Annotated in this window: 19 protein-coding genes; 13 read left to right on the top strand and 6 right to left on the bottom strand. The window is 50.1% G+C overall.

Annotated elements, in window-relative coordinates:
- Positions 1-17 precede the first annotated feature (17 nt).
- The 5 genes from CFREI_RS08250 to CFREI_RS08230 all read right to left on the bottom strand — a co-directional run bounded on the left by CFREI_RS08250 (position 18) and on the right by CFREI_RS08230 (position 6,836).
- Positions 18-1,250, bottom strand: coding sequence for a hypothetical protein (locus CFREI_RS08250; RefSeq protein ID WP_027012067.1), 1,233 nt, complete (start codon positions 1,248-1,250; stop codon positions 18-20).
- A gap of 122 nt (positions 1,251-1,372) precedes the next feature.
- Positions 1,373-2,164, bottom strand: coding sequence for an ABC transporter ATP-binding protein (locus CFREI_RS08245; RefSeq protein ID WP_027012068.1), 792 nt, complete (start codon positions 2,162-2,164; stop codon positions 1,373-1,375).
- Positions 2,161-4,143 (bottom strand): dipeptide/oligopeptide/nickel ABC transporter permease/ATP-binding protein, encoded by a 1,983-nt coding sequence (locus CFREI_RS08240; RefSeq protein ID WP_027012069.1) that lies wholly within the window; start codon positions 4,141-4,143, stop codon positions 2,161-2,163. The genes CFREI_RS08245 and CFREI_RS08240 overlap by 4 nt, the downstream gene beginning before the upstream one ends.
- A complete protein-coding gene (locus tag CFREI_RS08235; protein WP_027012070.1) occupies positions 4,143-5,108 on the bottom strand; it encodes an ABC transporter permease in 966 nt (321 codons plus the stop codon). Before CFREI_RS08235 ends, CFREI_RS08240 begins: the two co-directional genes overlap by 1 nt.
- A 117-nt stretch (positions 5,109-5,225) precedes the next feature.
- Positions 5,226-6,836, bottom strand: a complete 1,611-nt coding sequence (locus CFREI_RS08230; protein WP_027012071.1) for an ABC transporter substrate-binding protein — start codon at positions 6,834-6,836, stop codon at positions 5,226-5,228.
- Between the two features lie 320 nt (positions 6,837-7,156).
- Between CFREI_RS08230 and CFREI_RS08225 the strand changes: the two genes are divergently transcribed.
- The 6 genes from CFREI_RS08225 (at position 7,157) to nagB (ending at position 12,596) form a co-directional block, all read left to right on the top strand.
- Positions 7,157-7,885 carry a FadR/GntR family transcriptional regulator gene (locus tag CFREI_RS08225; protein WP_027012072.1) on the top strand — a complete coding sequence of 243 codons (729 nt, stop codon included), beginning with the start codon at positions 7,157-7,159 and terminating at the stop codon, positions 7,883-7,885.
- A 170-nt stretch (positions 7,886-8,055) separates the two neighbouring features.
- Entirely contained in the window at positions 8,056-8,994 is a 939-nt protein-coding gene (locus CFREI_RS08220) for a dihydrodipicolinate synthase family protein (RefSeq protein WP_027012073.1), read from the top strand.
- Positions 8,995-9,000: 6 nt separating this feature from the next.
- Entirely contained in the window at positions 9,001-9,936 is a 936-nt protein-coding gene (locus tag CFREI_RS08215) for an ROK family protein (protein ID WP_051255825.1), read from the top strand.
- Complete coding sequence (locus CFREI_RS08210; RefSeq protein ID WP_027012074.1) at positions 9,926-10,627, top strand: putative N-acetylmannosamine-6-phosphate 2-epimerase; 702 nt, start codon at positions 9,926-9,928, stop codon at positions 10,625-10,627. Before CFREI_RS08215 ends, CFREI_RS08210 begins: the two co-directional genes overlap by 11 nt.
- On the top strand, positions 10,624-11,793 hold the full coding sequence (locus tag CFREI_RS08205; RefSeq protein ID WP_027012075.1) for an N-acetylglucosamine-6-phosphate deacetylase: 1,170 nt from the start codon (positions 10,624-10,626) through the stop codon (positions 11,791-11,793). The genes CFREI_RS08210 and CFREI_RS08205 overlap by 4 nt, the downstream gene beginning before the upstream one ends.
- A gap of 23 nt (positions 11,794-11,816) precedes the next feature.
- Positions 11,817-12,596, top strand: a complete 780-nt coding sequence (gene nagB, locus CFREI_RS08200; protein WP_027012076.1) for a glucosamine-6-phosphate deaminase — start codon at positions 11,817-11,819, stop codon at positions 12,594-12,596.
- A 163-nt stretch (positions 12,597-12,759) separates the two neighbouring features.
- Here nagB and CFREI_RS08195 read toward each other — a convergent pair whose 3' ends face one another.
- A complete protein-coding gene (locus tag CFREI_RS08195) occupies positions 12,760-13,587 on the bottom strand; it encodes a DUF4439 domain-containing protein (protein ID WP_027012077.1) in 828 nt (275 codons plus the stop codon).
- 35 nt (positions 13,588-13,622) lie between these two features.
- On the opposite strand from CFREI_RS08195, the gene rimP reads away from it, so the two are divergent.
- From rimP to CFREI_RS08160, 7 genes are all read left to right on the top strand, one after another.
- Positions 13,623-14,180: a ribosome maturation factor RimP gene (gene rimP, locus CFREI_RS08190; protein WP_027012078.1), complete on the top strand. Its 558-nt coding sequence runs from the start codon at positions 13,623-13,625 to the stop codon at positions 14,178-14,180.
- Positions 14,177-15,169 (top strand): transcription termination factor NusA, encoded by a 993-nt coding sequence (gene nusA, locus CFREI_RS08185; protein WP_027012079.1) that lies wholly within the window; start codon positions 14,177-14,179, stop codon positions 15,167-15,169. Before rimP ends, nusA begins: the two co-directional genes overlap by 4 nt.
- Before the next feature lie 97 nt (positions 15,170-15,266).
- Positions 15,267-15,593 (top strand): YlxR family protein, encoded by a 327-nt coding sequence (locus tag CFREI_RS08180; protein WP_084170658.1) that lies wholly within the window; start codon positions 15,267-15,269, stop codon positions 15,591-15,593.
- Positions 15,594-15,686: 93 nt separating this feature from the next.
- Entirely contained in the window at positions 15,687-18,593 is a 2,907-nt protein-coding gene (infB, locus tag CFREI_RS08175; protein WP_027012081.1) for a translation initiation factor IF-2, read from the top strand.
- Positions 18,594-18,706: 113 nt separating this feature from the next.
- Positions 18,707-19,357: a phosphatase PAP2 family protein gene (locus CFREI_RS08170; protein ID WP_051255826.1), complete on the top strand. Its 651-nt coding sequence runs from the start codon at positions 18,707-18,709 to the stop codon at positions 19,355-19,357.
- Between the two features lie 61 nt (positions 19,358-19,418).
- Positions 19,419-19,868 carry a 30S ribosome-binding factor RbfA gene (gene rbfA / locus CFREI_RS08165; RefSeq protein WP_027012082.1) on the top strand — a complete coding sequence of 150 codons (450 nt, stop codon included), beginning with the start codon at positions 19,419-19,421 and terminating at the stop codon, positions 19,866-19,868.
- A gap of 1,707 nt (positions 19,869-21,575) precedes the next feature.
- Positions 21,576-22,052, top strand: coding sequence for an NUDIX domain-containing protein (locus tag CFREI_RS08160; RefSeq protein WP_290246064.1), 477 nt, complete (start codon positions 21,576-21,578; stop codon positions 22,050-22,052).
- The last annotated feature ends 318 nt before the right edge of the window (positions 22,053-22,370 follow it).

Genomic DNA, 22,370 nt, shown 5'->3' with positions numbered 1-22,370 from the left:
TAGCTGCAAATGTGCGTTTATGGTTGGAGAAGTGCACGTTGAATCAGTTTTACCGCAGTATGGGGGTCCTTGGCTTGATGGTTGAGTCCATTGGCATAAATATCCCAATATTCTGCCTCAATATTATATTCCGCTACCACGGTGGTATTCGAAGGAACGTGGCGAATAGTAATATGTGGAGCCTGTTCAAAGAGGTCCCATTCCATAGCTTCGAAATAAAGATCTAAGTGTAAAAATGAAATTCCAGGTAATGTCCAATCCTCGGTTTTCATTTCATACTCAGGGTTTTCATTGCCCAAAAGCAATATGTGATAGAAAAACAGATCAGCAAAACCTAAGCCAAATCGCACGGCAGACTCAAGTAGAAACGGTTTTACCCGCTCAACATCCGCATGGCGTATTTCCAGCTGAATACACTGATCGCCCACCACGCATGGCTGCTTAAGTAATTGATGTTTCGTTCGCTGTGCAATTCCCGCACTAATTTCCTTGAGCGCAATATCAAGTAGGGGAGTAGTGGTGGGTTCGCCTTCTAATCTTGGCAGAAGTGAAGCTTGTGCAACAGAAAGTGTTTCAATATCGGTGTTGTGCGGGGTGAAAAACACAAACTCAGCGCCTACTGGCTGCCAATTATGTGTATAGAAATCAGGGTTTTGGGTAATCCATTGCTGAATTATGCTTCCGGCTTGGTTAGTATTTTCAACCGCAAGATACATCTGAGTATCGGGATCATGATTGCGATAATGTAAACACAGTTGGTCCTTATTATCGGCATATGCCTGGATAAATATTGAGCTGTCTTCAGGATTTTCCACTGTAAGGAAAAATCCTTCATCGGGATAATGCTTAAGCCCGTACCGGATTATGGCTCCAAGTGCACTTTGGGGTGCGGCTGGGATTTCCCATTGCGGAGTTGAGGTAAGAAAACCTGGTAGCTCATCACCAAAAAGCAAAATCCTCTTAGTTTTTGGATGTGCTAACCCAAGGCGATGCTCTAAAGCAAAATGCAGTGCTTTTGAGCGGGCTTTAGAATGTCCCCGTAAAGAAACCTGAATGCAATTATTGCCTAAGGGGAGCGGATTCCATGTTGGTGGGATTCTAGTAAACACGGAGTCTAGCGGTGGCCCAAGGGAATCTGGGACATTGCAGCGGGTAAAGATTCGGCTCCCTTGAAACTCAATGGAAGATACACTGTCTTGCCCTAGATTTTGAGCTTCTGGTGTAAAGAAGATAAAGGTCTTTTTATGCACGCTTTGTATTGTAGGAGCTATCTAGGGTGAGCACGCTAACGGGGAAACCAAAACCCGAGGCGCCAATACCTACGAATAGTTGGAATATTCGTGTTAGCGTCTCGGGCTGTGGCTCAAGCTACTTAGAGTAGTGATGGGGTTGCTGCAAGCAGGGTACGAGTGTATTCCTGTTGCGCGTTGTTAAAGATGTTTTCCGTGGTGTTTTGCTCGATAATTTCACCACGAAGCATGACACAAATCCGGTCCGATACATATCGAACGGTATTAATGTCGTGGGAAATAAACACCAGGCCTAGTCCGAATTCCTTTTTGAGGTCGAGCAATAGGTTAAGTACCTGGGCGCGCACAGACACGTCGAGTGCGGAGGTTGGTTCATCGGCAATAATCAAATCTGGATCGAGTGCCAATGCGCGGGCAATAGCAACACGCTGGCGCTGACCACCAGAAATCTGACGAGGTAATACTTCAAGCGCGGATTGCGGCAAACCAACAAGGCTCACCAATTCGCGGACACGTTTTTCACGGTCTGCTACTGAACCAATACCGTGAACTTTCAGTGGATCTAGCAGTTGATCACGTACTGTCATGCGGGGATTCAGGGATGTAGCTGGGTCCTGGAAAACCACTGATACGGATTTGCCAAGGGCTTTGCGCTGCGCCCCACGATGTCGCATCGGCGTTCCCTTAAAAAGGATTTCTCCGCTGGTAAGTGGTTGCAGTCCAACCATTACACGCGCCAATGTGGATTTGCCACAGCCAGATTCGCCAACAAGGCCAACAACTTCATCGCGATATGCCTCGAAGTTAATGTTCTTATTGGCATGAACGGTATCTGGCCGAAAGAGTTTTCCGGTACGGGTTTTGTGGATCACATTGCCGTCGATGACTTGGATGATTGGGGTTTGCTTGGTCATGGCTTTTCTCCAAGGACTTTCAGCAGCTCATCAGTAGCGGCATATGAGTGGGTTGTACCCGGGATATGTCGCATAGTGGGCTTTTCTGTTAAACCGACGGTTGGGTGGCTAGAGCGTGGCGCGAAGCGGTCGCCGGCGACGAACTCACGCGGTGAAGGCACGGTACCAGGGACTTGGTACAAACGATCCACGCCAGCTTCAATGGAAAGAACGGATCCAAGAAGACCACGTGTGTATTCGTGGCGAGGGTCAATCAATAGTTCGGATGTAGCGCCTTGCTCAACAACTTGTCCGGCGTACATGACGGTAATTTTATGTGCCAGGCGCCCTACAAGAGCGAGGTCATGCGATACGAAGATCATTGCGAATCCAAGCTTTTCGCGTAGCTCATTAAGAAGCTCTACCACTTGGTGTTGCACGGTAACGTCAAGAGCTGTAGTCGGCTCATCAGCAATCAGAAGTTGCGGATTGCGAGTGAGCGCCATTGCGATCAATACACGCTGCCGCTGGCCACCCGAAAGCTCGTGTGGATAGGACTGAAGTGTGCGTACGGGATCCAGGCCTACAAGTTCCAGAAGTTCCTCGGCGGTACGCTTGCCACCACGGCGAGTCAATTGCTTCATCTGTGTGCGAATCAACATTGATGGATTGAGTGCACTCAGTGCGTCTTGGTAGATCATGGCGATTTCATGACCCCGCAACGCATTATGCTCTTCGGGTGTGAGTTCTAGAAGATTCTTACCGTTATAGAGGATTTCACCGGTCATTTGTGCGGTCTTCGGCAGAAGCCCCATAATCGCCATTGCGGTAATGGACTTACCGCAACCAGATTCGCCAACAAGGCCCATTGTTTCGCCTGGGCGAACATTAAAGCTGACATTGTCTACGATCTTGACATCGCCGTGCGCATTCGGGAATGCGATCGAGAAGTTTTTAACCTCGATCAACGGTTCTTTATCATCGGTGTACACCAAACGCCGATTCGACTCTGCCTCGGCCTTTGCAAGCGCTTCGAGTGAAGCATTTAATGATGCCCTTGCTTCCTCTTCAGAGGTTTGGCCCAGTGTGTTTTCATTGGTGACCGTTTCATTTTCGGGTTTCGACGCCGCGGAAGGCTTCATGGCCGGTGCGGCCAGGGCGTCGGTAAGCCCTTCGGCGAGGATATTGAGGGCCAAAACGGTGAGCAGAATCATAAAGCCGGGGAAGAATGTTGGCCACCAAGCGCCAGAAAGCAGTAATTGCTTACCGTCCGCAAGAATGTTTCCCCATGATGGGTTTGGCGGCTTTACGCCTGCATTAATAAAGGAGAGTGAAGCCTCGAACACGATTGCGTCTGCAACGAGTACGGTAGCAAATACGGCGATTGGTGCTAAACAGTTGCGGGCAACGTGCTTAATGAGGATATGGGCTGTGGAGGCGCCGAGCACGCGAGAAGCCGAAACATAATCTTCGCCATAGGCGCTAATCACATTTGCACGCACAACGCGGGACAGCTGCGGTACGTACAAAAAGCCGATTGCAAAAACTAGCACTGGAAGTGCATTACCGAATACAGCAACGAATACGGCAGCAAGCGCAATGCCTGGGAAGGACATAATAATGTCCAGAATGCGCATAAGCACTTCAGAAACCGCTTTATTGGCGGTTGCTGCGATCGAGCCCAAAACAGCGGCAACAACGAGCGCGGCGGCAGTGGCACACAGGCCGATCACCAATGAGGAGCGTGCACCATATGCAACGCGGGAGAAAATATCGCGACCGATAGCGTCAGTGCCGAACCAGTGTTCGCCGCTTGGCGGTTGGACCGGTGGGCCAGATGCCAGTGGTGAATATTGAGCAATCAGGGGTGCAAAAACCGCGAGTAAAACCACGATCGAGAGGAAGAACAACGCAATTTTGGAAGCGATTGGAAGCTTCTTAAGATTGCCGAATCGGCCACCTGCTTTGCTCTCTAGTTTGGTAGTCAGATTGCGACGCATCAGATGCTCCTGATCCTTGGATTCACCAGGACATAGAGCATGTCCACGGCGATATTAACGACGATAAAAGCGACAGCCACTGTGAGGGTCACGCCCTGCACTAGGAATACATCGTTTCGGGTAACACCATCGAGAATTAACTGGCCCATACCTTGGATATTGAAGATAATTTCAATAATTACGGCGCCGCCCATGAGATAGCCGACGCGCAAACCCAATACAGTAATCGGAGTAATAAGCGCGTTGCGCAAAACATTGCGTGAAATTACTTCGGATTTAGGAATTCCGGCCCCAATGGCAGTTCGAACATAATCCTTGTCTAATTCTTCGACCATTGAAGTGCGAACTACACGGGCAAGAGAACCAGCGACAGGAACACCGAGTGCTAATGCAGGTAGGAAGATATTGTTCGTGTACACCCCTGGGTTTTCACTGAATGGAACCCAGCTTGGAATAAGTGCTGGGAAGATTCCCCAACCTCCTGGAATTGTGCCCAGCCATTGAATTAACAAAATAGCCAACCAGAATGATGGTGTAGCCAATGCCGCAATGGAGAACACGCGAATAATTTGGTCTGGCCAACGATCGCGGTAAAGTGCGGCGATTACGCCCAACACTAATGCAAATGTCACAGCGATAAGTAGGCCAATAAACGTTAATTGCAGGGTGATTGGGAATGCATTTTTAACAAAGTCAGTAACCGGGGTATTACCAGCTGCAGTGCCGAGGTCACCTTGGAGCATGCCTAGAAGAAAGTTGCCGTAACGAACCAGCATTGGATCATTAAGGCCATTTTTTTCACGGTAGTCCTCCAGAGCTTCTAGGGACGCTGACTCACCAAGTGCTAAGCGTGCCGGATCAGCTGGGCTAAACGACATAACAAAAAACACAAGGAATGTCACACCCAGAATCATGATTGGCAGGGCTACAAGCCGCCTACCAATAAGCCGAAGAAGATTAGACATAACGACATTTCTCTGAGAAGGATGAAAAGATAAAACCCGGCGGACTGTTAAAGACTTATGGAAAAGACTTAAACGGTCGCGCCGGGGTCGTGTTAGCGGTGCGAACCGCTGTGCGGATTACTTAGTGGATCCGACGTTTTGGAAGCTTAAGCCGGTAACGCTAATCGGCTTGAAGTCAACCAGGGTCGAAGAATCCCAAGCGGTTGGTGTCTTGCGGTGGAAGAGAGGGTACAGCGGTACGGTCTCAGAAATGAGGTCGAACAGCTCATCCCAAATCTTCTGAGCTTCGGATTCATCGGTAGCTTGAAGGCCCTTATCAAGCAAGTTTTGAACCTTGGTGTAGGACTCGGTGCCTTTCCAGTGCATACGAGTGTCGGTCCAGGTGTCGCCGGAATACCACCAACGCATAAGAAGGTCAGGGTCCTTACCGAATACCGAAGGATCACCAGGTGCAATAACTACGTCATATGCTTCTGGTTTGCCGTCGATGGTGTTGTAGACATCGGCAGACTTACGTTCGGTAAAGTCCACTTCGATACCAATGTCGGTCAGCGATTCTTGGATCAACGGGGTGCAGGCACGAACCCAGTCGTGGTCGGTGCACAACATGCGCAGTTTCTTCAAGCCAGTTTCTTCAAACAGTTTCTTGGCCTTGTCAGCGTCATGGCTGTACACGGTGCTGGCTTTGTTGTAGTTCGGGTGGCTTTCCTGCAGGAAGGAGGTGGCTGCGGAAGCTTGGCCCTTCATACCAGTTTCGAGCACGCGATCCATATCGATGGCATACAGGAATGCCTGACGGTTCTTCACCTCGGCGAATGGATTGGAGGAGTCGTTGTTGAACATAGCGAACAATAAACCGAAGCCCTGCTCCGATTCCACGCTATTGGAGGCCTTGAGCTGATCGATATTGAGGTATGGAACCGAATCGATAGCTTGAGCAGTCTTGGACTGCAGCGAGTTGATACGAGTAGAGGCGTCCGGAATAATTTGCCAGTTCATCTTGGCGGCCAAAGCGGGGCGCGGACCGTTATAGTCTTCGAACCGCTCAAACTTTACGGTTTTATTTGCACCGTTATCGGTCATTTTGTATGGACCGGAACCAACTGGGTTGGCGTCGAATTCCTTTGCATCGGCTTCGACAACCTTCTTGGGGACAATCTTGACTACGGAGAGGCGGTCAGCGAGCACACCCGTTGCATACTCAGTGGTAATGGTTACCGTTGAGTCATCCTTCTTTGCCACGCTCTTAATGAAGGGGATAAAAGAAGCGTATAGGGACTTATTAGCCTTATCGAGTACTCGCTCGAAGGAGTACACAACATCGTCGGCGGTAACAGGATCGCCATTGTGGAATTTAGCGCCTTCACGAAGCTTGATATCTACTGAAGTGCTGTCGCCTTTTGGAAGCTCCTTAGCCAGTGCAGCGTAGGTTTCACCGGTTGCTGGATCCAGCTCAGTCAAACCTTCGAGCGTGTGCCAGTTTGCTGCAATAGTGAGGGCGGAGGTGGTGGTCATGGGGTCATAACCATTGGTGCCGAGTTCATAGGAGATGGCTGCGTCAATGGTGCCATCTTTATTTAATGAACCTGCAGGGGCGCCGCTACTGCTTCCAGTACTTTGACCGGAGTCGCTAGGTGCACAGGCGCTGATGGTTGCGGTAAGACCGGCGGCGGCGCCGAGAGCTCCAGTGATGCGGAGAAAGCTTCGACGGGTGAAGGTCTTGCTCATCGTGGTCCTTTCCCTTGTGGGAGTAAAAGTTGGGTTCAAATGGATCCGCTGGATATGTCAGCTCGTACAACAGTTCATATTAGGCGGCTCCTTGTTCGACATGTCCCCAATGGTGACAAGCTTGTGTCACAGTGTTCTAGGTGGGGCGAAACCTGTTGGATTCGCCTCACTTAAAACAGTCTGTGATTAGAATGTACATCAGACGTCTGATGTGATCTACAATCCAGGTAGGAATTTTTGCAAAATGACCTTCCAGCGGACAATCATTGCAGGATGAAACCAAGCATGACGGTCCACCGGATCAGTGAGGAGAATGGCACGTGGTATCTCGAGCTCGGAATACTGCACAATCGGCAGTAGAGGGTATTGAAGACTATATTCGTCGCCACAACCTGCATGTTGGCGATTTACTGCCTTCAGAAAAAGAACTGTGCGAAGAACTGGGATGCTCCCGCTCTTCCTTGCGGGAAGCGATGCGAACTCTCGTTTCGCTGGATATTGTTCAGGTGTGCCAAGGTCAAGGAACGTACATTTCAAAGATGTCATTGGCACCCCTAGTTCGGGGGATGGTCCTTAGGGTCACCCTCGACGTGGACCAGTCTTTCGATCATCTACTTCAAGTTGTAGATACCCGAGAAGCCCTTGAACAATCGCTGGCAGACGAGCTGGTATCCGTCCATGACGATGAGTCAGTTGCAGAATTGCGGAGCATTGTTTCGAACATGGAAGAAAGCGTTCGGAAGGGCGAATCGTTTGGTGAAGCAGATCAGCAATTTCATGCCGTATTGCTGGCTAGAACGAAAAACAAACTTATTCGGGAGCTGTCTGATGCACTATGGCAGATCCACGCGGAGGTAATTCCATTGCTCGATCTACCAATAGCCGAAGATCTAGAGCGAACTATTGCTTCGCATAAAGACATGGTTGAAGCGCTTGCACAAAAGGATTCAGTGTCCTTCCAAAAGGCTGTGCAATCCCATTACGGGCCGGTTCGTCACACTATTTCACTCCATAACCACAACCAACGTTCGCAAGCAGCTGGTTCGTAGCCGAGAACTGTAAGAGGTTCGAACGTTTTATTTTGATGAGGAAGAAGGCAATGGCAGGCACAGTCCAGTTGCATGCACCTCCATAAGTGCGTGGAGTTGTCTCAACGCTTTGGGGACTCCTTTTGAGTTTTCGTTTTTCATTTTCCTTTTCGTGAAAGGGCAATCCTTCAATGTCTGCCGTTCCGGCTTTTGCCGGTGTCATCCCTCCTGTCGTCTGTCCACTGAATGACGACTGCACAATCGATCACGCTTCTTTACGTCGCCATATTGAGCGGCTCATTGAAAATGGGGTCGATGGGCTTTTCGCTCTGGGGTCTTCTTCGGAAGTGGTATTTCTTACCCGTGAGCTTCGCCGCGAATTTCTGCAAACTGTTGTTGAAACTACTGCTGGTCGTGTGCCGGTAATCGCTGGTGTTATTGATACAACAACTCCACGGGTTGCGGAGCATGTTGCTGATGCACTTGAAATTGGTGTACAAGGCATAGTTGCTACGGCACCGTTTTATACTCGTACGCATCCAAATGAAATTAAGGATCATTTCCGCCGGATTCATACAATGGCACCAGAGCTGCCATTGTATGCCTATCAAATTCCGGTATGTGTTCACGTCACTCTGAGTGATGAATTAATGCTTACTCTTGCTGAAGAGGGCGTTTTATCCGGTATGAAAGATTCCTCCGGTGCCGATGGTGCAACCCGAAACTTGATCCGTAAGCGAAATGCTCGTGGATTGCAGGACTTTAAGGTGCTTACAGGTTCGGAAACAACTGTGGATTTGAATTACTTCTTTGGCGCTGATGGGGTTGTGCCTGGTCTAGGTAATGTTGATCCTGCAGGCTATGTGCGTTTGCATAAGGCTGCAGTAGCGGGCGATTGGGATACTGCGCGGGCTGAGCAAGAGCGTCTGATTGAATTGTTTGACATCGTATTCCAAGGTGATTCGGCCCGTATTGGTGGTAATTCTTCTGGTGTGGGTAGTTTTAAGGCTGCACTCGAGCATTTGGGCGTATTTAGTACACGTCAAATGATGCCTCCCGCACTACCATTTACTGAAGAAGAACTCGCAAAGATTTACGAGATCGTTGACGCTTCAGGATTGAAGGCTTAACCGGCAATGAGCACCTGCGTTATCGCTGTTGATATCGGCGGCACAAAGATCGCAACTGGGTTTATTGATCCTACTTATCCGACCGAGGTTCTAGGACGTGAGTCTCGCCCTACTCGTGCCCAGGAGGGCGGCAATGTTGTATTAGCGGAGGTGCTCGCGGCGGTTGCCGAAACGATTGCGGCCGCAACCACCAAAGGGTATCAAGCGGTTGCAATAGGCATTGGCGCTCCGGGCGTCGTTAATCCAAACACCGGAACTATTGTTTCGGCTGGGCCAACTATGCCGCATTGGGCTGGGGTGGCCGTTGCAGAGGCGGTCGCTCAAGAAACTGGCTTACCGGTTGCTATGCATAATGATGTGCGAATTATGGGCTTGGGTGAGGCAGTGTATGGGGCGGGTCGAAAGTATCAGGAAGTCTTATTTATTTCGATTGGTACAGGCATTGGTGGTGCCATTATTTCGGATGGTGTATTGCGTCCTTCGCCGCATAATAGCCGTGGGGAAGTGGCTTATATTTATGCCCCGACGCCAGCTGGTGGCTGCGATACGATCGAAAACATTGGCGCCGGACCTTCACTGGCACGTACGTATCAACAACAAAGCCGGGATGCGGATGCGAATATTGATCTGCGGGAAATTATGAAGCGGTATCATACAGGCGATGTGCTTGCGCGTCAGGTTATTAGCCAGGGCATGGCATGTGTGGGGCAGGGGCTGGCAGGCTTTATTAATGCGCTCGATGTGGAGGCGGTTGTAATTGGCGGCGGTGTTGGGACCATTGGCCCAGAAATCACCAATCCGCTTACTCAGGCCCTTCGCCAGAATCTTTTACCAGCTTTAGCCGAAATTCCGGTAAATCCGGCAGAGCTCGGCACTAATGCCCCACTGGTTGGTGCAGCATATTTTGCAATGAAAAATTTAAAGGAAGACCATGGATCTTAATTCATTTCGGGAACAAGTAACAGGCACATTGATTGTGTCGGCACAAGCTCCTGACGGTCACCCACTACGCGACACCACAACCATTGCTCATCTTGCGGCTGCCGCTGTTGCTGGGGGTGCTACAGCGATTCGTTGTGGCGGTTATGGCGGCTTAGAAGATATTCGCGCTGTAGTAGAGAAAGTATCCGTACCGGTGATTGGCCTAACAAAAGAAGGTTCAACCGGTGTGTATATTACGCCGACAGTCGCCTCGGCACGGAAGGTTGCACAAGCCGGTGCAGCCGTTGTAGCTGTGGATGCTACTTTTAGGCCCTGCGCAGATGGCTCGACCTTTGCGGAAAAAGTCGAGGCAGTGCACGGTGAAGGTGCATTGATTATGGCGGATATTGCCACCGTGGAGGAGGCAATTGCAGCACATCGTGATGGTGCCGATATTATTTCCACCACTCTGGCTGGCTATACCGAGCATCGAGAAAAAACACCTGGACCGGATTTGGAACTAGTGTCCGAAATTCGAAAGGCTCTTGGTCCAGATGTTTTCCTTACTGCGGAAGGGCGTTACCATACCCCGGAACTCGCTGCGGAAGGTCTTGCACGTGGGGCGGATGCCGTAATCATTGGCACCGCAATTACCGATGTGTCTTTTGTGACCGCCCAGTTCGCGCGCAAAGTTGAAGAGGCCGGAAAATGACCACCTACCGTGGTCAGATTGTCACCCCTCAAGGAATCCTAGAAGATGGGATTATCTCCATTGAGGCTGACCGCATTACCGAGCTCCGGCCCGCCCAACCAACCGATGCATTGGAAACAACTTCGGCATGGATTCTCCCTGGTTTTGTCGATGTGCATAATCATGGCGGTGCTGGGGAGGGATTTCCTACCTCTGATCTTGAAGGTTGCCGCAAAGCAGCCCGCCATCATAGGGCGCATGGATCCACAACACTGTTGGCTTCATTGGTGTCTGCTTCTGGCGACCACTTGGCAAACCAAACCGCACTACTGGCGGATTTGGCTGATCAAGGCGAAATTGATGGGGTCCATATGGAGGGCCCGTTTGTAAATACTCTTCGTTGTGGTGCACAGGACCCAGCGGCGATTATTCCAGGTGACCCAATGTTGCTTGCCCGGGTTGCGCGTGCTGGACGTGGCTGGCTCAAAACCGTAACATTTGCCCCGGAAACAGATCATGCCCTGGAACTTATCGATGTGTGTGCAGAACACGGAATTGTTGCTTCTTTAGGGCACACTGACGCTGATTTTGATACCACCATACGTGTTTTGGCTCACGCTGAACGCATGGGGGTTACGGCAACAGCAACGCACCTATTTAATGCTATGCCGCAGATTCACCATCGGGCGCCTGGAGCCGCTGCTGCAATGATCGATGCTGCAGCGACCCGCCGAATGATTGTCGAGCTAGTGGCTGATGGTGTCCATTTACATGACCGCACCGTTGATTTGATTTGGGATACAGTCGGCTGTGAACAAGCGGTATTTGTTACAGACAGTATGGCCGCCGCCGGTATGTCAGATGGTGCATATGTATTAGGTGATTTGGCGGTTACGGTGTCGCAGGGAATTGCTCGGTTGACTACGTCCGATGGGACCGTTGGAGCTATTGCTGGCGGAACTTCGAGGCTTAGCGATCAAGTGCGTCGGCATGTGCAACGTGGACGGAGTATCGAGGAAGCTGTTGTAATGGCCGCAACCACAGGTGCAAAACTATTGAACTATTCAGATCGTGGGGCTCTTGCAATTGGTAACCGCGCTGATGTTATTTTCACCAATAACGATCTCCGGCCTGTTAAAGTCCTGCATTGTGGGGTTGAGACACCCGCCGACCCAGCCATTACGTAAAACCCGAAAGGAGACCTTCCATTATGGAGGTCATTATTAAACAAGATGCCGCTGCTGTGGCACAGGTTGCTGCAGATATTTTTGCAGATTACATCAAACAAGAAAACGTGGTGCTTGGGTTAGCGACCGGATCAACGCCGCTGGCAATGTACCAAGAACTTATTCGTCGGCATAAAGAGGAGGGGTTGAGCTTTGCCCATGCCCGCGCATTCCTGCTTGATGAATACATTGGATTACCACGCGACCACGAGCAAAGCTACTATCGCACGATCCGTAATGAATTCACCGACCATATTGATATCGATGATTCCGTAGTGCTTAGCCCGGACGGTCTTGCGGAAAACCCAACCGAGGCCGGAAAAGCCTACGATAAGGCCATTGCTGAGGCCGGTGGGGTGGATATCCAATTATTGGGTATTGGCACTGATGGTCATATTGGCTTTAATGAGCCGGGCTCTTCATTGGTTTCGCGGACACGTATGAAAACACTGCACCCTCAGACTATTAAAGACAATGCACGGTTCTTTCCGTCTGCTGCAGATGTGCCAATTCACGTATTGACTCAGGGGCTTGGCACAATTACTGAAGCACGGCATTTGCTGTTATTGGCAACCGGTGAGGGGAAAGCAGAGGCTATTGCCGCAACTGTGGAAGGCCCAGTGGCAGCCTTTTGTCCGGCGTCGGTATTGCAATTGCATCCCCATGCCACGGTATTGATTGATGAGGCAGCTGCAAGCAAATTACAGTTCGCGGAATATTACCACTATGCATATGACCACAAGCCGACCTGGCAGCGACCATAAGTAGCATAAAAGTTTCAGGATTATAGGTTCGTCGAGGTCTTTGCGTATCGACGCCCAGGGGTTTGCCACCGCTCGAGATTGCAGCCGACCCAATGGTATGAACGCCATTGCAATCCGGGCGGTGGCTGCATGCTATATCACTTGAGGTCTTTAGGATTAAATGCTATGAGGTGGTGGTATGCAAATATTCGGTATTGGGATCAAAAATTAATGCCTGTAGTGCTGCCTGTGCACTAGCCCGTAAACACAGGGTTCGCCATTCCGGAGTTTCTGCCGCAACGGCTTCCGAAAGCCAAAATGAAACGCTTTCCTGTTCGAGTTTTGCAGAGAATGCATTCGGGTTATCTACTGGATCTTCAATAACATAGCCAGGTGCCGGTGCTGGGGCTTTTTCGCTTAAATACTTGCTGAGCTGCTGAGCAGTTTTGCGGTGCTTTTCGGCGGCTTCGTCGAGTTGTGCTTCAGTCCCACCGTTTTCTTTTGCAGAAGCTACTTCTAGAGCATAAGCGTTGCCGTATTCATGGTCGATTGCTGCGCGAAGGCGTTCAATATCGTGGGGGGTTTGTATTTGAGTTTCTTTTGGCAGTTCTTCGCTTTTCAGTCCCACGGTGGCAAGTTCGGCGTATTGGCGAGCCAAAATAATCATTGATTCTTTGGGAGCGTTGTGTATTTCGGCTTCGATTGTGGCGGCGGCGTCGTGAAGTATCTCCGCGGATTCGCGAGTGTCATCACCTTGGGCCACCTCCGGTAGTTTGCATTTGGGTGGGGTGGAGCCGTCTTCAAGCGTGCCGCAGAGCCGATAGATTTCGGTTTCGAGTTCGGTTTGATGGCGTGCGCGTACATCGGCGATTGTTTGATGTGTGGTTTGTTGTGCGTCTTTTGCGGTTGTTTCATAGACGCGACTCAGCGCTTCGTCGGCGGTGATATTGGCGCCGAATGAGCACGCGGAAAGTATGGATGCGGCAAGCATAATAAAAACGCGACGTTTCACATCGCCAGAGTCTACCTCGCGCTAAGCTTTTCGCTATGGCTTTTCCTACCCCTGAAACGTTAAAAGTCCTTATTGAACCGGTTGTGGTGTCGCATGGCATGGATGTGGAGCGGATTCGTGTAAATCGGGCTGGTTCGAAATCCGTGGTGGCTATTGCGGTGGATTCGGATACACACCCAGATTTAGACACCCTAGAGGCGTTATCGAACGAGATTAGTTTGGTTCTTGACACCGCGGAGGAAGCCGGGCAGGTTTCGTTTGGGGCGGGCTATACCCTGGAAGTTTCCACCCCTGGGGTTGATCATCCGCTAACTTTGCCGCGCCATTGGCGGCGTAATGTGGGTAGGCTAGTGGCGCTTACCGACGCCGCGGGAGCCACGATTCGCGGGCGTATCGGCGCTCTTAACACAAACGGTGACCACGTGATACTTATCACCCGAAATGGAAAGAAGCTGGACATCCAAGCGGTTGAATTAGCTGCTTATCCGAAAGCAGTGGTAGAAGTAGAGTTCGCAGAAATACCAGCGGCTGAACGCCAGCTTGCTGAATCCACATACGACGATAGCCTTGCATGGCGAGAGGAACACAAGTGAACATTGATGTCAATGCACTCCGGGCAATAGAAAAGGACAAGGGCATCAGTGTCCAGGATCTACTTACAACGATTGCCAGCGCATTGCTTCACGCTTACCACTCACATCGTGGAAGCGACCAACATACCCGCGCGCGGGTCAATATCGACGCTGAAACCGGTGCCGTGAACGTCATTGTGACGGAAATCGATGATGAAGGAAATATTTCGTCAGAGTTTGATGACACTCCTGAAAGCTTTGGTCGTATCGGAGCCGTAGCCGTACGTGAGGCTATTGTAAAGCGGCTTCGGGAAGCAGAAGCCACTAAAGCCTTTGATTCATATGTGGGATATGAAGGTGAAGTGGTTTCTGGTGTCGTGCAAGCAGATGCCCGAGCAAAAGAACGCGGCATTGTTATTGTGCAGCTTGGTACTGAACTCGAAGGTCAAGATGGTATCCTTTTGCCAGCTGAACAAATCCCGGGGGAAAAGTTTCGCCACGGTGACCGCGTAAAAAGCTATGTCATTGGTGTCAACCGAGGTCCCCGAAATGTGCAAATCAATCTCTCACGCACACACCCTGAACTAGTGCGCAAGCTTTTTCAGCTTGAAGTTCCAGAAGTTGCAGATGGCTCTGTGGAAATAATGAGCATTGCCCGCGAAGCGGGGCACCGTTCAAAGATTGCGGTTCGTGGAACCGTAAAAGGTCTAAATGCCAAAGGTGCCTGCATTGGTCCCCGCGGGCAGCGAGTATCCAATGTGATGCGTGAACTTCATGGGGAAAAAATTGACATTATTGATTACTCCGATGATCCAGCCACATATGTGGGTAATTCCTTGGCTCCCTCTAAGGTTGTGCGAGTAGAAGTTGTAGATCTTGAACAACAGATTGCCAAGGTGACTGTTCCGGACTACCAATTGTCTCTGGCCATTGGAAAAGAGGGTCAGAATGCACGTCTAGCGGCGCGGCTAACGGGTTGGAAAATTGATATTCACTCGGATGCTGAATAGGTTCCTATTAGCCGTTCGAGAGAATTTGACGTATGCTCTTATAAGGCCCAAGCTTGGGTAAGTTCAGCAATGGTTACGGAGGAGTCGTAAAAGCGGTATGGCATGTAGTCCAGAACAACATATAACTTCTGGTCGGCCTATACGTATCCGTACTTGTATTGCTACTCGAAAACGCATGCCAGATATTGACATGTTGCGAGTGGTGCTAGACCCTCATATTCCTGCCTTGGTGATCCCGGATCCTAGGCGCTGCCTACCGGGGAGAGGTGCGTGGATCACACCAACTCTTCAAGCTTTGGACTTGGCTGAAAGCCGCCGTGCTTTTGGTCGTGCGTTAAGGGCAACCACACCCGTGGATGTCGGACCCGTTCGTGATTTTTTAGCGGGTCACACCGAACAACAACCAAGAAAGACCGAACACTGATGAGCCTACGATGAAGCATCAGCGATGAACGTCAAAGCAAACCCGTAGAAGATGAAGGGCCTTCACTTCTACGGAAAACCCCCAAGGAGTAAAGTGCCCGGAAAGCTACGTGTACATGAGCTTGCAAAGAAGCTCGGTGTAACCAGCAAAGAGCTTCTCGCTACGCTGAAAGAGCAAGGCGAGTTCGTAAAAACTGCTTCCTCTACTATTGAGCCCCCAGTGGTAAAGAAGATGGAGCAACATTACGCTGCCAAACAAGGTGGCGACCAAACTGAAGAAAAACCAAAAGCGAAAGCTGCGCCGAAGCCAGCCGCTCCGAAACCAGGAGAAGCGAAAGCAGCTGCGAAGCCTGCGGCGCCGAAGCCAAACACTACAAAATCAGCTGCGCCAAAACCAGGTGCCCCGAAGCCAGGCGCACCAAAACCCGCAGCTCCAAAGCCTAGTGCTGTAAAGCCTGCTGTCCCGAAGCCAGGCGCTGCTGCGCCAAAACCAGGTGCCCCGAAGCCAGGCGCACCAAAACCCGCAGCTCCAAAACCAAGTGCACCAAAACCAGGTGCTGCAAAGCCGGGCGCACCAAAGCCCGCAGCTCCAAAACCAGGTGCCCCGAAGCCAGGCGCACCAAAACCAGGTGCTAGCGATGGCCCGAAGCCTGCTGGAATGCCACGCCCAATGGCCAAGCCAGGTCCAAAGCCAGGTGGTCGTGTGCCACGTGTGGCAAACAACCCATTTTCAACGTCTTCGTCTGCTGCGCCAGCACCTCGTCCAGGGGGAGGGCCTCGCCCAGGCGGTGGTCCTCGCCCAGGCGGAGGATCACGCCCACAGGGGGGCGGTCAGCGTACTGGTGGCGGTTCTCGTCAACAAGGCGGATCGAAGCCTAGTGCTGGTGGCGGCGGACGTCGTCCAACCCCAGCAATGATGCCGAACCACCCAAACCCTGGCCAAATGCCAGCTAAAGCTCAAGGCTCTGGTGGTGGCCGTGGCCGTGGCGGCGGCGGTGGCGCGAGCTTTGGTCGCGGTGGCGGACCTAATGGACCCGGTGGTGCTGGTGGCGGCGGTGGCCGTGGCGGGCGTCGTGGTGGAACCGCAGGTGCCTTTGGGCGTCCAGGTGGTGCTCCACGCAAGGGCCGTAAGTCGAAGCGGCAAAAGCGCAATGAGTACGAGGCAATGCAGGCACCAAACGTTATTGGTGGCGTGCGTCTTCCCGATGGCGGCGGTGCAACTCTGCGTTTGGCTCGTGGCGCATCCTTGTCCGATTTCGCCGATAAGATCGGCGCCGAAGCAGCTGCACTGGTACAGGCGCTGTTTAACCTTGGTGAAATGGTTACCGCGACCGCATCCGTTTCTGATGAAACATTGATGCTGCTCGGTGATGAAATGAACTACCAAGTTGAGGTTGTTTCCCCAGAAGACGAAGACCGTGAACTCCTGGAAAGCTTCGACCTCCAATTCGGTGAAGATGAAGGCGATGAAGATGCACTAGAAAAGCGTCCGCCAGTTGTTACTGTGATGGGTCACGTCGATCATGGTAAGACCCGTTTGCTGGATACGATCCGTAAAACCAATGTTGGTTCGGGCGAGGCCGGCGGCATTACGCAGGGTATTGGTGCGTATCAGGTACCGGTACATATCGATGGCGAACGGCGCCTAGTAACCTTCCTTGATACCCCAGGCCATGAGGCGTTTACCGCGATGCGTGCCCGTGGTGCGAAATCTACCGATATTGCGATCCTTGTGGTCGCCGCCGATGATGGGGTTATGCCGCAGACGGTTGAAGCCATCAACCACGCGAAAGCTGCTGAAGTTCCAATCGTGGTAGCCGTAAACAAGATTGACAAAGAAGGCGCGCAACCAGACAAGATTCGTGGCCAACTCACTGAGTATGGTCTTGTGCCAGAAGAATATGGTGGCGACACTATGTTCGTAGATATTTCGGCAAAGCAAGGGCTTAATATTGAAAAGCTTCTCGAAGCCGTCCTGCTCACCGCAGATGCTTCACTGGAGCTGCTTGCGAACCCAGACATGGACGCCCAAGGTGTAGCAATTGAAGCTCATCTTGACCGTGGTCGCGGTCCGGTTGCTACGGTAATCGTTCAGCGCGGTACTTTGCGTGTGGGTGACTCGATTGTTGCTGGTGATGCGCATGGTCGTGTACGCCGCATGGTCGATGAATACGGCAATGACGTAGAAGAAGCCGGTCCATCGCGCCCAGTGCAGGTACAGGGCTTAAGCAGTGTCCCAGGCGCTGGCGATAACCTTCTGGTTGTTGAAGATGACCGTGTTGCACGCCAAATTGCGGATAAGCGCAATGCCCGTAAGCGTAATGCTATGGCCGCAAAGAACCGTAAGCGTGTATCTCTCGAAGACCTGGATGCAGTGCTTAAGGAAACCAGCACCTTGAACCTTATTCTGAAGGGTGATAATGCTGGTTCCGTCGAAGCGCTGGAAGAAGCACTGCTCAAGATCCAAATCGATGATGAAGTAGCGCTCAATATTATTGACCGTGGTGTTGGTGCGGTAACCCAAACCAACGTTTCCTTGGCTGCTGCTTCTGACGCCGTCATTATTGGTTTCAATGTTCGTTCTGAAGGAAAAGCAACAGAAGAAGCCAATGCGGAAGGCGTGGAGATTCGCTACTACTCGGTGATTTACCGTGCTATTGAAGATATCGAATCTGCACTTCGCGGTATGCTTAAGCCTATCTACGAAGAGCGTGAAGTTGGTCGTGCTGAAATCCGTGCGATCTTTAAAGCTTCTGCTGTTGGTCTTATCGCAGGTTGCATGGTCGAATCCGGTAAGGTGCGCCGTAATGCCACAGTACGTTTGGTACGTGACGGCAATGTGGTTGCAGAAAAAGCGAATATTGATTCGTTGCGCCGTGAAAAGGACGATGTTACCGAGGTAGCCGCTGGTTATGAATGCGGTATGGTGCTTTCCTACCCAGATATCCAGGTCGATGACATTATCGAAGTCTATGAACTGGTTGAAGTGCCGCGTAGCTAACATACCCTAGTTTGAAACCCCCATTTCCTTTTCCGAAAGAAGGTGATGGGGGTTTTGAGTATTTTTAGAAGCTGGTTAACGTCATCTGCGGGACGATGCCGTAGCCTGGATAAATGATTACTGAAAGGTTTTCGGATCGAACTCGCGCAATTGTGGGGATACTTGCGGTATTGGTGGCTGCCAGCGTGGGAATGCTGGTGCACTGGGAATTAGTGGTGCATGGGGATAATCGAGTTTTAGAAGAATTTATTGAATCCCGCGATCCGGTGACAACGGTGGTAATGCGGGGAATCACTCTATTATTAAACCCGCTGTACGCAACATTATTGGCAGTGTTTCTAGGTGCTTTTGTGTGGTGGGCTACCCAGAGCCGTTGGCTTGGAGGGTATGTGGTGGCGTGTGTGGCGGGGGCGTCGGCAATTACTCACTCTTTAAAGTACTTTGTACGGCGAGAACGCCCACCTCTGATTACGCAATTAACCACTGAACATGATTTTAGTTTTCCTTCAGGTCATACAACGGCAGCGGCCGCATTTGGGGTTTCAATAATTTTAATTATTGGGGCAATTGTGCGTAGCCGTAGGATTCGGCTTATTACATGGATATTGGGTGCGGCATTTGTGGCTGCAATTGCGGCATCACGGTTGTATTTGGGTGTGCATTGGTTTACGGATGTGGCCAGTGGTTTTTTGGTGGGAGCGGGCACATCATTGGCATTGAGTTGGATGGTTACCCGGGCGGTGGCAGACGCTCGGCGTGGATAAACTACCAGGATGTAAGATGGTCGGGTACATTGAGAAAGTTTTCTAAGCTGGAGGGTTCGTCATGGTTGATCATGCACGTGCAGCGCGAATGGCAAAGCGCATTTTAACGATCGTTGCCAATGCGATCGAACTGGAGGTAAAGGACCGCCGCTTAGAATATGTGACCATTACGGATTGCAAAGTCACCGGCGATCTTCACGACGCCACGGTGTTCTATACCGTTCGTGGGGTCACCGTTGATGCGGAGCCAGATATGGATGCTGCCGCTGAAGCGCTAAAACGCGCCAAGGGGCAACTCCGCAAAATCGTAGGAGATCAATTAGGTGTGCGGTTTACCCCAACCCTGACATTTGAAGTTGATACAGTTCCGGAAGCCTCAGCGCATATGGAAGCCCTTCTGGCTAAGGCGCGGGCGCGTGATGAAGAACTACGGAAACTGGCTGCAAACGCAACCCCTGCGGGTGAGGCAGATCCTTATAAGCATGGATCTGAAGACCGTGATGATGAATAGGTTTATGTGTTAGAGGTATTGCAAGGATTGTAGATCTGTCGAGGCTGTTTGAGGATTCTTTGATGGTTAGCAGGGAAACCCAATCAGCTGCCCCAACTGATGTCTTGGTCTTGTGATTAACCTAGCTCTTGACGTATTGAGCTGTGGGTTTACACTTGTGTTTTCATTGTTTTGTACTAGGGGATAGTGCTCGGGTGGGCGGAGTTGTACGGTTTGAGCCATATGTTCGCGATACTACAACTTTTGGTGATTCCTATTGCGCAGGATGTTTTGAACTGGCGTTTAGGACAACAAACTAATACATTGCTCTCGCCCACCAGGAACAAGTGTTCGTCTTGTTGACCTTGTATCGTCAACTATTATCTAGTCTGGTTCGAAGTTGGATTCCATCGAAACTTTCGCACCAAATTGAAGTAAGTCGGGTTTATAGAAGAGATAAGATACTCGGCAGGCCTGCGAAACGAACCAGAAGGACACGGTAATTTGCACTAGGGGTTTAGAAAAGCATGCCCCCAACGGCTTTCTCAAAAACCTTTTGGTACCCACATTTCGTCAGAAGATGAAGACGTTCTTTTTGTGCGCTAGTGAAACCAGTTTCTGTGTGATTCAAGTTGGTTATCGCGTAATTACGAGTGGAGTGGAACACGTCAGCAACAAGCTTGTTGTGATAGGTTGCTGACATCGGTTTTACTGGTATTTCCAGAACCGCTTTGCAGCATCAACGTGTATCCAAGTACGCCAATGGTGATGTAGCGATAGTGACGGGACATAGGTGCGTTCGGTAAAAAGCGGTCAAACAAGTCGAGCATTGTATTAATGACGCGCGGCAAAGTGGTTCGGGGGAACATGAAGGATCTGGGCAAAGAGTCACTGTAGAAGATGCTGACCCAGTGTTACCCCAAGCTGTTGGCAGTCCAATATTTCAGTGGGTATTGATACGTATAGCGCACGAGACTATATTACTGGCAAGATTGATAATCTCTCGGGTCGGACATTTCCTAGTGTTGACTCAGTGATCTAGGAAGAAAACTATTCAGGTTTTTGTAGAAGAATAATGAACTGTCTGGCGCCGTATTGTGTAAATTGCTGATTTGAGGGTAATCGGCAGTTGGTGTGTAGGAGTAAATTTCTCGATCGTTGAGGGGGCAGGGAGACACTAAACGTTTGGGCAATGATGCGCTGTAGAAGTGGGGTACTACAGTAGATTGGGGTGTACGGCAAACTGTGAGTAAGCCCCAATACTTTCGAAGGCAACGATGCGTATAAGCAGTGGCTTCGAACTCATTGGCAAGAATAATGAACTTATTAATTGAACGTTTGTGAGTAGTAGTGTGAATGGTACAAGATTTTGTTGTGTTGTTTTGTCGCAGACTCGCAATGCAAAACCTGCAAAATCCTTTGTCATCTTCGGCATTTTTGGATAAAAGCCGATTTGAGTAGGTCATAGTAATTTAAAACAAATTGAAGTAAAGAAACGAATAAAATATAGTCTTACTATTTAAATATTATTGCCTTGGGGGTCGATTCGGGCTTTATGGAGGTGGTAAAAAAGGTTCCAACTAGAGCAGTTAGTGGTATAACTGCCATAAAATTGTGATGGCTACATCATTGAATTTTGCGTGGACGATTTGGGGAGCGATTGTTGATGAAGGCTGATTTGTTGGAATTTTAGAAGTGTTCCGTTGACGGATTTTAATGTATTGAAAAGTGAGAGATAGAAAAATGACAAATTACGATTATGAAAAAGTTTTTATTTATGTCTTTGATCGTTCACTGACACATGTCCTTAGTTTTACTCAAAAGCATTTTCCAAACGCTGGTTTGCAGGTTCCAGCAGGCACGCGCGAACCTGGCGAAAAACTAGAGGAGTGCGCGCGCCGTGAACTCTACGAAGAGTCTGGACTGATACTTAATGCACCAATGATGTATTTAGGGCAGTATTTATATGACATGGGTAAATTTAAAGATGAAACTCATCTACGTAACTTTTTTTGGATTAAATCAGATCTTCATTGGAAACTCGCTTGGACCAATGTTGATACTGCCAATCAGGGCAATGCTGCTATGATTGCGAACTTCCGTTTTATTCCAGTAGAAGAATCTCCCAGCTTATTAATTGCAGATCATGGATTATTGGTACTCATTGCTCAAAAACTAGCGTTGAAGCATAATATGGAAAATTAATTATTTGGCTTTTGTGTATGAATGCTTTGAATTTCTAGATCGGATCTGAAAGTGCTAGGTGGGAAAAGTTGGGCCGTTTTACCTAATGCTTGTTTTTGAGTGCGCTTTAATTTATCTTCGGGTCTTGTCGGTTCTAGTAGAGGTTTTGGGTTTCGAGCCGATGGGAGAAGCTATTGAATTAATCTCCTTTATGGTTGGTGGGGCAAGTGCTAAACAGGCTAGCAAACAGGCGGAGGCATAGCGGATGGGAGTTTCATAGAATGGGTGTAACCACTGGAATATTGCCAATCATTGCGTATTTTTAACTATAAAAGTAAT

Origin of the sequence: Corynebacterium freiburgense, assembly GCF_030408815.1 — a bacterium.
GTDB classification, from domain to species: Bacteria; Actinomycetota; Actinomycetes; order Mycobacteriales; family Mycobacteriaceae; genus Corynebacterium; species Corynebacterium freiburgense.
Note: the sequence above shows the minus strand (reverse complement) of the source record. Positions and strands in the feature narration are given on the sequence as shown.

Excerpts from the sequence above, each read along its gene's own strand:
- CFREI_RS08245 (WP_027012068.1), bottom strand. The coding sequence starts at position 2,164 with ATGACCAAGCAAACCCCAATCATCCAAGTCATCGACGGCAATGTGATC.
- CFREI_RS08240 (WP_027012069.1), bottom strand. The coding sequence starts at position 4,143 with ATGCGTCGCAATCTGACTACCAAACTAGAGAGCAAAGCAGGTGGCCGA.
- CFREI_RS08235 (WP_027012070.1), bottom strand. The coding sequence starts at position 5,108 with ATGTCTAATCTTCTTCGGCTTATTGGTAGGCGGCTTGTAGCCCTGCCA.
- CFREI_RS08230 (WP_027012071.1), bottom strand. The coding sequence starts at position 6,836 with ATGAGCAAGACCTTCACCCGTCGAAGCTTTCTCCGCATCACTGGAGCT.
- CFREI_RS08220 (WP_027012073.1), top strand. The coding sequence starts at position 8,056 with ATGTCTGCCGTTCCGGCTTTTGCCGGTGTCATCCCTCCTGTCGTCTGT.
- CFREI_RS08215 (WP_051255825.1), top strand. The coding sequence starts at position 9,001 with ATGAGCACCTGCGTTATCGCTGTTGATATCGGCGGCACAAAGATCGCA.
- CFREI_RS08210 (WP_027012074.1), top strand. The coding sequence starts at position 9,926 with ATGGATCTTAATTCATTTCGGGAACAAGTAACAGGCACATTGATTGTG.
- CFREI_RS08205 (WP_027012075.1), top strand. The coding sequence starts at position 10,624 with ATGACCACCTACCGTGGTCAGATTGTCACCCCTCAAGGAATCCTAGAA.
- nagB (WP_027012076.1), top strand. The coding sequence starts at position 11,817 with ATGGAGGTCATTATTAAACAAGATGCCGCTGCTGTGGCACAGGTTGCT.
- rimP (WP_027012078.1), top strand. The coding sequence starts at position 13,623 with ATGGCTTTTCCTACCCCTGAAACGTTAAAAGTCCTTATTGAACCGGTT.
- CFREI_RS08180 (WP_084170658.1), top strand. The coding sequence starts at position 15,267 with ATGGCATGTAGTCCAGAACAACATATAACTTCTGGTCGGCCTATACGT.
- CFREI_RS08170 (WP_051255826.1), top strand. The coding sequence starts at position 18,707 with ATGATTACTGAAAGGTTTTCGGATCGAACTCGCGCAATTGTGGGGATA.
- rbfA (WP_027012082.1), top strand. The coding sequence starts at position 19,419 with ATGGTTGATCATGCACGTGCAGCGCGAATGGCAAAGCGCATTTTAACG.